A 10,219-nucleotide genomic window follows, 5' to 3' on the forward strand; every position below is an offset into this window, starting at 1 on the left:
CCCGCCACGATCAGCGCCGGTTCCTCGGGGTCGACCGGCGCGTACGGCACGAAGCGGTCGCTCTGCCCCGGTACCTCGACGGCGTAGTCGGCGAAGCCCTCCGGCGGCTGCGGGAAGCGCCCGCCGAGCGGCCTGAGCGCCAGCGCGATCCTGGCCCCCGAGCAGGCCCGCGCGGCCTCCAGCGACTCCGGATCCGGCCCGCTCACGGCCACGTCCGCCGCCGCCGGGTCCCCGGCCACGTCCGCGACCACGCCCACCGACGCGCACGCCAGCAGCCAGACCGCCGTCTGCCAGTGCGCCGGCAGCAGCAGGGCCACCCGGTCACCGGGCTCCACGGACAGTTCGTCCTGGAGGAGATTGGCGGTCTTGGCCACCCAATTGGCGAAGGTGGCCACGGACAGTTCGACGCGTTCGCCCGTGGCGTCGTCGTAGAAGGTCACCAGGGGGCGTCCCGGGTCCGCGGCCAGCGCGGAACTCAGCAGGTCGGCAGGGGTGCGGTCGGTGGCGTTCACCCGCGCAAGCGTACGCGGGCCCGCCCGCGCGCACCGCTCACCGGGGGCACCGGTTCGGGGGAACGCGCTCCGACGGGCCGTCAACTCCCGGATGGACAGATTTGTCTGACTGTGTCCAAGCTCAGGGGCATGCGTGGAATTCTTGCTTCCTCAATCGGTGTCACCTGCGCCGCCGCCCTCGCCCTCCCGCTCGCCCCGCCCGCCACCGCGGCGGACGCGAGACCGGCGCCGACGGCAGAAGCGGCCACGCGCGCAGCGGTGACGGCCCGGCCCGACATCCCCGGCAGCACCCAGTCGCTGCCCCTGGGACATCTCACCCGTGACCGTGTCTCCGGCGCCGCCGTCCTCGGCCTCGCCCCGCGGACCGTACGGCCCTTCTCCCTCCTCGGCGTCGTCTGGGACGACCCCACCGCCGAACTCCACGGCCGCGTCCAGGTCCGCACCCGGGAGGCCGGCACCGGTGCCTGGTCCGGCTGGCGGGACGTCGAGACGCACTACACCGACCACGGGGCCGATCCGGGCAGCGCGGAGGGCACCGCGGACGGGGTGCGCGGCGCCACGGCCCCGCTGTGGGTGGGCGAGTCGGACGGGGTGGAGATCCGGGTCCTGCCGGAGCCGGGTGAGGACGAGGGGGAGGGCACGGAGGTCGACGAGCCCGGTGAGGAGGAGGGGGAGGACATGGGGGCCGACGAGCCCGGTGAGGAGGAGGGCGAGGGCATGGGGGCCGACGAGCCCGGGGGCGACGACCACTCGGTGCTGCCCTCCGGGCTGCGGCTCGAACTCGTCGACCCGGGGGACGAGGCACTGGAGGGCCCGCGCACCGGCGTCATGAGCGCCGAGGTGGCCGCCGCCTCCGCGGCCAACTCCGCACTCGCACCGCTCGGCACCCTGGAGATCCCCGCGTTGACCGGCGAGCGGACCCGGCAGGAGTACCTCACCCTGCGCGGAGCCGACCTGACCGAACAGCAGCGGGCCAAGCCGTACATCGGGCCGCGCCCCGCCATCGTCACCCGGCGCGGCTGGGGAGCCGACGAGAGCCTGCGGGAGAAGCGGTTCGTGTACACCGGCAAGGTCAAGGCGGCCTTCGTGCACCACACCGCCTCCGGCAACGGCTACAAGTGCTCGCAGGCCCCTTCGCTCATCCGCGGGTTCCACCGCTATCACGTACGGAGCCTGGGCTGGCGGGACATCGGCTACAACTTCCTCGTCGACAAGTGCGGCAGGATCTACGAGGGCCGGGCCGGGGGAGTGGCGAAGCCGGTCAAGGGGGCCCACACCCTCGGGTTCAACACCAACACCACGGGTATCGCGGTGATCGGTTCCTACGGCTCCAAGAAGCCGTCCTCCTCCGCCGTGAAGGCCGTCGCCCGGCTCACCGCGTGGAAACTCGGACTGCACGGGATGAATCCACGCGCCAAGACATATCTGAAGTCCGCAGGTGGCAATCTCTACCGAAAAGGCAAGAAGGTACGACTGAACGTGATCTCCGGTCACCGGGACGGGTTCAACACCTCGTGCCCAGGGGGGAAGCTCTACAAGAAGCTCGGCACCGCCCGCTCCACGGCGGCCCGCTACCAGGGCCGCTGAGGCGGGCCGGGCGCTCCTTCCTGCCGGAGCCGGTCTGCATACACTGGCCGGCCGAAAGACAGTTCGGCCGGTCCCGGCAGGAAGCAGAGACGACAGGTGACAGAAGCGATCCTCCTGGTCGGCGGCAAGGGCACGCGACTGCGCCCGCTCACGGTGCACACGCCCAAGCCCATGGTCCCGGCGGCCGGAGTGCCTTTCCTCACGCACCAGCTCGCGAGAGCGAGAGCGGCGGGCGTCGAGCACATCGTCCTGGCCACGTCCTATCTGGCCGAGGTGTTCGAGCCGTACTTCGGCGACGGGGCGGCCCTGGGGCTGCACATCGAGTACGTGACGGAGGAGGAGCCGCTCGGTACGGGCGGCGCCATCCGGAACGTCGCGTCCCGGCTGCACTCCGGGCCGGACGAGCCGGTGCTGATCTTCAACGGGGACATCCTGACGGGGCTGGACATCCGGGCGCTGGTGCGGACGCACGAGACGACCGGCGCGGACGTCTCGCTGCACCTGACGAAGGTGACGGATCCACGGGCGTACGGGCTGGTGCCCACGGACGGTACGGGGAAGGTGCTCGCCTTCCTGGAGAAGCCGCAGACACCGGAGGAGATCGTCACCGACCAGATCAACGCGGGGGCGTACGTCTTCCGCCGGTCGGTGATCGACACGATCCCGGCGGGGCGGGCGGTGTCGGTGGAGCGGGAGACGTTCCCGGGGCTGCTGGCGGCGGGGGCGCATCTGCAGGGGATGGTCGACTCCACGTACTGGCTGGACCTGGGGACCCCGGCGGCCTTCGTACGGGGGTCGGCGGATCTGGTGCTGGGGCGTGCGCCGTCGCCGGCGGTGCCCGGACGCTGCGGGGACCGGCTGGTGCTGCCCACGGCGACCGTGGCACCGGACGCGAAGCTGGCGGGCGGGACGGTGGTGGGCGAGGGCGCGTTCGTGGCGGAGGGCGCGCGCGTCTTCGGCAGCACGATCCTGCCGGGGGCGGTGATCGAGCCGGGCGCGGTCATCACCGACTCGCTGATCGGTACGCGGGCACGGGTGGGCGAACGCTCGGTCCTCACCGGCACGGTCATAGGCGACGGCGCGACCGTGGGCCCCCACAACGAACTCCGCGAGGGCGCCCGAGTCTGGTGCGACGCAACGATCCCGGCCGGAGCGGTCCGCTTCTCCTCGGACCAGTAACACCTGCGGCGTGGCTTTCGGTTCGGTGTGCGGGATGCCTGCGGTGCGGCGTTCGGTTCGGTGGGGTGCGGGTCTCGTGCCTGTGCGGCTTCGGTGGGGCGGGCCTCCCATGCCTGCGGCGCCTGTGCGGTTTCGGTGGGCGCTGGGGGTACCCCCTCCGGGGAAGGCACCCCGCAAGCGCCGGGCTGCGCAACCCCACCCCCGGCCCATACCAACGCCGGGGCACCCGTAACGCGCCGGGGCCGCAGCCCCACCCCCGGCCCACACCAGCACGGGGCACCCCGTAACGCGCGCCGGGGCCCCACCCCCGGCCCGGCCAACCCTCAAAGCCGCCCGATGTCCCCGTACGGCATCCGCGGCGCCCGCCGCCCCGGCACCCTCCCGCTCAACAGAATCAGCCGCGCAGCCCGATGCCGCTGCCCCGCATACGGCTCCAACAGCGACAACATCACCGCGTCGTCCGCGTACCGGTCCCCCGCCAGCGCCCACCCCACGATCCCCGGCAGATGCAGATCCCCCACGGTCACCGCGTCCACCGCCCCGTGACTCCGCTGCACCGTCTCCGCCGACGTCCACGGCCCGATCCCCGACACCAGTTCCAACCGCGCCTGCGCTTCGGCGGCGGGCATCCCCACCGCCTCCTCCAGCCGTGCGGCGACCCGTACCGCCCGCAGGACCGTCGACGCCCGCTTGTTGTCGACCCCGGCCCGGTGCCACTCCCAGGAGGGAATCAGCGCCCACGTCCGCGGCGCCGGCATCACCGACATCCGCTCCGGCGCGGGCCCGGGCGCCGGCTCCCCGTACTTCCGTACCAGCAGCCGCCACGCCCGGTACGCCTCACCCGTCGTGACCTTCTGCTCCAGAATCGACGGGATCAGCGACTCCAGCACCAGCCCGGTCCGCGTCAGCCGCAGTCCCGGACGCCGGTGCCGGGTCAGCGCCAGCAGCTTGTGCCGGGGCACGAAGGCGGACGGATCGTCGGCGGCACCGAGCAGCTCCGGCAGCTTGTCCAGCAGCCAGTCGGCGCCCGGACCCCACGCCTCCCCCCGGATCTCCCCGGCACGCCCCGTCACCCGGAGCGTCCCCGGACCCGCCGGCGTCAGGCTGGCCCGCCACACGGAGCCGTCCGGCAGCGCCCGGAACGTCGGATCACCGGGACCGCGCCGCAGCGGCCCGAGGACCAGCCCGAGGTCCAGGGGGCCCTCCGGCACCCACGTCCGTACGAGGGCCGGCGCCGGTGCCCGCCGGGGAACCACCCCGGGCACGACGACATGCCCGCCGCGCACCGTCGTACGGGTCGGGCGCGGTGCGAAACGTCCTGCCACGAGAGATCCCAGGGGTGGAAGTGAAGCGGGGGCCTCTATGAGGGTAGGCCCCGCCTCACCGCACCTCGATGAAACCGCCCGCGTCCCGCTCCGGCCGCGGGCGCGGCTCCTCCGCCGGGTGTCCGACCGCCACCGCGCCCATCGGGTCCCAGTCCGCCGGCAGGTCCAGGACCTCGCGGACCACCTCGCGGCAGAACATCGTCGACGACACCCACGCCGAGCCCAGCCGCTCCCCGGCCAGCGCGACCAGGAAGTTCTGCACGCCGGCGCCCGTGGCGACCACGAACATCTCCCGCTCCGCGCCGTCCCGCCGCGCGTCCCCGTAGGTGTGCGAACCGTCCATGACCAGGCAGGGGACGACCAGGTACGGCGCGTTGCGCAGGACGTCCCCGCGGCGGACGCGCTTGGCGATCGACTCCTCCGTCCTGCCGTCGCGGCGCAGGTCCGCGATCCAGGCCTCGCGCATGGCGTCCAGGAGACGGGTGCGGGACCCGGGCGACTCCAGCAGCACGAACCGCCACGGCGTGGTGTGGTGCGGGGCCGGCGCGGTGACCGCCGCGGCCACCGCGCGGCGTACGGCTCCGGGGTCGACCGGCTGGTCCGTGAAGGCCCGTACCGTACGGCGCTGGGTCACCGCCTGGCGCACCGCCTCGGACGTGCCGAGGCGGAACATGTCGTCGCGCGCGCCGCGGACCATCGCCCGCGCGCCCTCGCCGTCGTCGGCCGCCACCAGGTGCGGCAGTCCGCGGACCACGGCCACCGGGAGGCCGGACGCCTTGCCCTTGACCAGGTCGCCCGCCGCGGCGAGCTCGTCGGCCGTGGCGACGACGGTGGCGCTGAGCGGGTTGCCGTGCGCGTCGGTGCCGCCGCGCAGGTCGTCCAGCACGCGGACGCCCGCCGCACCGATCGCGACATCGGTCAGTCCCGCGCGCCAGGGGCGGCCGAAGGTGTCGGTGACGATCACGCCGACCTCGACGCCGAGGGCGTCGCGCAGGCCCTCGCGGATCGCCCGCGCGGAGGCGTCCGGGTCCTCGGGCAGCAACAGGACCGTACCGGCGGGGGTGTTGGAGGCGTCGACCCCGGCCGCGGCCATGACCAGGCCCTGCCGGTTCTCCACGATGCGCAGGGAGCCGCGCCGGGCCACCACGCGCACCGTCTCCGCGTCGATCGCGGCCTCCCGGTCCGTCGCCTCGACGATCCGGCCCTCCGCCTTGGAGACGATCTTCGAGGTGACGAGGAGGACGTCGCCGTCGGACAGGTCCGGTGCGGCGGCCGCGATCAGCTTGGCCAGGTCGTCGCCCTCGCGGATCTCGGGCAGGCCCGCCACGGGCCGGACCCGGTAGCCCGAGTCGCTCATGCCGCGCGCACCTCCTCCGCCAGCGTCAGAGCCTCCCGCGCCATCCGCGCGGCCGCGTCGACGTCGGTCATCATCAGCGGTACGGCCCGGCAGCGGATCCCGGCCGCCTCGACCCGCTCCACACAGCCCGCGTCGACCGTGTCGACCAGCCAGCCGTCCAGCAGGCCCGAGCCGTAGTGCTCGGCCACCGCCGGGGCCGTGGACTCCACGCCGACGGCCGCCAGCACCTTGTCGGCCATGCCGCGCACGGGCGCGTCCCCGACGATCGGCGACAGGCCGACCACCGGCACGCCCGCGTCGGCGATCGCCTCCCGGATGCCGGGGACGGCGAGGATGGTGCCGACGGAGACCACGGGGTTGGACGGCGGGAAGAGGATCACGTCGGCCTCGGCGATCGCCTCCAGGACGCCGGGCGCCGGCTTCGCCTGCTCCGCGCCGACCGGCACGACCGCCTCGGCCGGCACCGAGGCCCGCAGCCGCACCCAGTACTCCTGGAAGTGGACCGCCTTGCGCTCCCCGTCCAGCTCGACGGCCACGTGCGTCTCCACGCGGTCGTCGGTCATCGGGATGAGGCGCACGCCGGGCCGCCAGCGGTCGCAGAGCGCCTCGGTCACCGCGCTGAGCGGGAACCCGGCGCCGAGCATCTGCGTCCGCACGATGTGCGTGGCGAAGTCCCGGTCGCCGAGCCCGAACCACTCCGGGCCGACGCCGTACGCCGCGAGCTCCTCCTTGAGGTGGAAGGTCTCGTCGGCCCGCCCCCAGCCCTGCTCCTCGTCGATACCGCCGCCGAGCGTGTACATCACCGTGTCGAGGTCCGGGCAGACCTTCAGCCCGAAGAGGTGGATGTCGTCCCCGGTGTTGCCGATGACCGTGATGTCCGCGTCCGGCACGGCCCGCTTCAGACCGCGCAGGAAACGGGCACCGCCGATGCCGCCTGCCAGAACCACAATGCGCATGGGGCCATCCTTGCAGGCCGCTACGGCATCGCGTCAGGCAGTCACCGAGCCGGGCACGGTGCGGGCCTCGCAGTGGGGCGAGGTGTGCATGGGCATCTGCGTCAGGCCCGGGTGGTAGACGTGCAGGCTGACCGCGGGTTCCAGGGCGTCGTTGACGACCTCGTGCACGTAGCCGGGTGCGAACACGCGCTGTGCGCCGGCCGTCAACGCGCGCGTGCCGCGCTCCGTGCGTTCGGTCAGGACGCCGTCCAGGACGGTGAGCACGCCGGAGGAGCGGCCGTGGTCGTGCAGTCCGCTGCCCTGACCGGGCACCCAGGAGAGCAGCCACACCTCGTAGCCGGGGCCGGTGCGCAGCCGGTGGTACCAGCGGCTGGCGGCGTCGTACTCGACGAGGTGCTCCCACTGGGAGCGGTCGGCGGCGATGGAGCGGGCCAGGCCGGCGAACTCGGCGACGGTGGCCGGGTGCTCGCGCGGGGGCTGGAGCAGGTGCGGGACTTCGAGGATGTCGCCGGCGATCTGGAGGTCGCTGTCGCTGTTCATGGATGCGGAGGTTCCTTGGCGGAGAAGCGGTGGGGGGTGCGGGTGTCGCGGCGCGTCACGCCCGGGTCGCGGGCGGCGGTGGCGAGGGGCCCCGGTGGGAGCGGGCGAAGGAGGCAGCGGCCGGGTCGGTGACTCGGCGGTGGCCGGAGCGACGGGGTCCCCCGCTCGAGCGAAGTCGAGAGTGGGGAAGGGCTCAACAGCCGGAACAGCGACAGCGAGCGCGGGCAGCACCGAGGAACCCGACGGAGCGGGTCGAGGTGAGTGCCGAATTCGCGAGCATGCCCACTAGGACAGCGGTTCACTCCTCCACTGTCAACTCGACGCCCGGTATGTGGGACATGGTTCACCTCATCCGGTTCATCTCGCAGGTGAAAGGTTTGCTCAGTCGTTCCCCGGGACACATGGTGCCCACGGCCGGGCGACCCGCACGCCGTTGCGATCCCGTGATCCGACTGTGATCCGGTTCGCTTCGGTGCGGGTGTCGGAACGAGATCGATCCCCGGGGCGTCCTCCCCGTAGAGGTTCTGCGCGGGACCGGAAGCCCTCAAGGGTCCCGTACGCGTGTCAAGGTTTAGGACGATTTCAACACTTTCCGCTCGGCCTTGGTTCCGCAGAGTGAATAAGGGGCTCAATAGCAGATCTCGGCTTGACTCGCCCGGAGCAGCACACTTGTAATTTCACTCGTGTCGTTCAGCCGGAATCGGTAACGGCTGGATCACGGGGACGCGAAAGACGGACGAGGGGCGCACATGACCGAGCTGGTGCAGCAACTGCTGGTCGACGACGCGGACGAGGAGCTCGGCTGGCAGGAGCGCGCGCTGTGCGCCCAGACCGACCCCGAGTCCTTCTTCCCCGAGAAGGGCGGCTCGACCCGGGAGGCCAAGAAGGTCTGCCTCGCGTGCGAGGTCCGTTCCGAGTGCCTCGAATACGCCCTCGCCAACGACGAGCGCTTCGGCATCTGGGGCGGCCTGTCCGAGCGGGAGCGCCGCCGGCTGAAGAAGGCCGCCGTCTGACGGACCGGCACATCACCGCCGTACGCACGTCACTTCGTACATACGTCACTTACGTCACTCAAGGCCCGTCGCGGGTGGGTTGTCCACAGGCGGCGGGCTTCCGTGCCCGCCCGTCGCCCCTCATCGAGACGCTCCGCGTCGCCCCGTTCAATCTGCCGATAGTGTGGTCGCTCGTCCGAGACGCCCCGCTGCCCCCATCGGGCACAGGCGTTCCCCCCAGACCACCGAACCGGGGCCCGTACCTCGATGTCCGTGCACAGCCACACGGCAGCCCGGCAAGACCTCGCTGCCTCACCTGAGTTCCCGCGTCACGTGGTGACCGCGGTCCTCGTCTCCCACGACGGCGCCCGCTGGCTGCCCGACGCGCTCGCCGGGCTGCTCGGCCAGGAGCGCCCCGCCCAGTTCGCCATGGGCGCCGACACCGGCAGCGCGGACGACTCCGCCCGGCTGGTCGCCGAGGCCCTCGGCGACGACCACGTGCTGCACCTCGCCCGGCGCACCGGCTTCGGCCAGGCGGTCGAGGAGTGCAACCGCAGCGCCCCGCACCTCACGCCGGACGACCTGCCGTACCTGAAGCGGCCGAGCGGCTGGGACCCGGTCACCCGCAGCTGGCGCGACGACGCCTACGACCTGCCGGAACTCCCGCACGGGGAGCCGGTGCAGTGGCTGTGGCTGCTGCACGACGACTGCGCGCCCGAACCCGACGCGCTGGCCCAGATGCTGCGCGTCGTGGAGAACGAGTACGAACTCGGCCGTGACGACGTGGCCGTCGTCGGCCCCAAGCTCCGCGGCTGGTACGACCGCAGGCAGCTCCTCGAGGTCGGCGTCTCCATCGCCAACTCCGGCCGCCGCTGGACCGGCCTGGACCGCCGCGAACAGGACCAGGGCCAGCACGACCACGTACGGCCCGTGCTGTCGGTGTCCACCGCCGGCATGCTGGTCCGCCGTGACGTCTTCGACCGGCTCGGCGGATTCGACCGGCACCTGCCCCTCATGCGCGACGACGTCGACCTGTGCTGGCGTGCCCACTCCGCCGGGTACCGGGTCCTGATCGCCCCCGACGCGGTCGTCCGGCACGCCGAGGCCGCCTCCCGCGAGCGCCGCACCGTCGACTGCGTGGGCCGCACCTCCGCCTCCCCGCACAAGGTGGACAAGGCGGGCGCCGTCTACACCCTGCTCGTCAACGCCCGCACGGCCGCCCTGCCCTGGGTGCTGCTGCGCGTCGTCCTCGGCACGCTGCTGCGCACCCTCGCCTACCTCGTCGGCAAGGTCCCCGGACAGGCCGTCGACGAGATCCGCGGCCTCATGGGCACCCTGCTGCGGCCCGAACGGATCCTCGCCGGACGGCGCCACCGCGGCAGCCCGCAGACCGACAAGGGCGAGATGCGGCCGCTGTTCCCGCCGCCCGGCGCGACCGTCCGCGTCACCGTGGAACAGGTCGCGAGCAGCCTCGTCGGCCGCTCCGACCCCGAAGCCGCCTCCGGCGCGGGACGCCACGGCAGCGCCGTCGAGTCCGGACCCGGCGGCGACGACGCCGACTTCCTGGAGGTCGAGCAGTTCGCCCGGCTCAAGCGCATCGCCCGCAAGCCGGGACCGGTGCTCTTCCTGGTGCTGCTGCTCGTCTCCCTGGCGGCCTGCCGCCAGCTCCTCGGCGGTGGCGCGCTCGCGGGCGGCGCCCTGCTCCCCGCGCCCGCCGGCGCCGGCGAGCTGTGGGCCCGTTACACCGACGCCTGGCACGCCGTGGGCGCCG

The 10,219-nt window shown here is 73.2% G+C and carries 9 protein-coding genes; 4 read left to right on the forward strand and 5 right to left on the reverse strand.

The features are described 5' to 3' along the window. A partial coding sequence (locus B7767_RS39680) for a TIGR03089 family protein (protein WP_085576170.1) occupies positions 1-512 on the reverse strand: 512 nt, incomplete at its 3' end. A 129-nt stretch (positions 513-641) separates the two neighbouring features. Here B7767_RS39680 and B7767_RS39685 point away from each other — a divergent pair. Continuing rightward, entirely contained in the window at positions 642-2,099 is a 1,458-nt protein-coding gene (locus B7767_RS39685; RefSeq protein WP_085576164.1) for a peptidoglycan recognition protein, read from the forward strand. Positions 2,100-2,195: 96 nt separating this feature from the next. Beyond that, positions 2,196-3,278, forward strand: a complete 1,083-nt coding sequence (locus B7767_RS39690; RefSeq protein ID WP_085576165.1) for an NDP-sugar synthase — start codon at positions 2,196-2,198, stop codon at positions 3,276-3,278. A gap of 323 nt (positions 3,279-3,601) precedes the next feature. Here the strand turns inward: B7767_RS39690 and B7767_RS39695 are convergent, their stop codons facing one another. From B7767_RS39695 to B7767_RS39710, 4 genes are read right to left on the reverse strand one after another with little or no spacing between them, the layout of a single operon-like run. Then, the gene (locus tag B7767_RS39695; RefSeq protein ID WP_085576166.1) at positions 3,602-4,603 is read right to left on the reverse strand and encodes a DNA-3-methyladenine glycosylase; all 1,002 of its coding nucleotides are present in this window, start codon (positions 4,601-4,603) and stop codon (positions 3,602-3,604) included. 55 nt (positions 4,604-4,658) lie between these two features. Then, the gene (locus B7767_RS39700) at positions 4,659-5,960 is read right to left on the reverse strand and encodes a coenzyme F420-0:L-glutamate ligase (RefSeq protein ID WP_085576167.1); all 1,302 of its coding nucleotides are present in this window, start codon (positions 5,958-5,960) and stop codon (positions 4,659-4,661) included. Beyond that, positions 5,957-6,916, reverse strand: coding sequence for a 2-phospho-L-lactate transferase (gene cofD, locus B7767_RS39705; RefSeq protein WP_085576168.1), 960 nt, complete (start codon positions 6,914-6,916; stop codon positions 5,957-5,959). Before cofD ends, B7767_RS39700 begins: the two co-directional genes overlap by 4 nt. 33 nt (positions 6,917-6,949) lie before the next feature. Then, positions 6,950-7,456, reverse strand: a complete 507-nt coding sequence (locus B7767_RS39710; RefSeq protein ID WP_085576169.1) for a cysteine dioxygenase family protein — start codon at positions 7,454-7,456, stop codon at positions 6,950-6,952. 749 nt (positions 7,457-8,205) lie between these two features. Between B7767_RS39710 and B7767_RS39720 the strand changes: the two genes are divergently transcribed. Continuing rightward, complete coding sequence (locus tag B7767_RS39720) at positions 8,206-8,469, forward strand: WhiB family transcriptional regulator (RefSeq protein ID WP_003975777.1); 264 nt, start codon at positions 8,206-8,208, stop codon at positions 8,467-8,469. 246 nt (positions 8,470-8,715) lie between these two features. Further along, positions 8,716-10,219: glycosyltransferase family 2 protein (locus B7767_RS39725; protein WP_143652917.1), on the forward strand; the 1,504-nt coding region annotated here is incomplete at its 3' end.

This window comes from Streptomyces sp. 13-12-16, from assembly GCF_002114215.1.
In the GTDB taxonomy this organism is placed as follows: Bacteria; Actinomycetota; Actinomycetes; order Streptomycetales; family Streptomycetaceae; genus Streptomyces.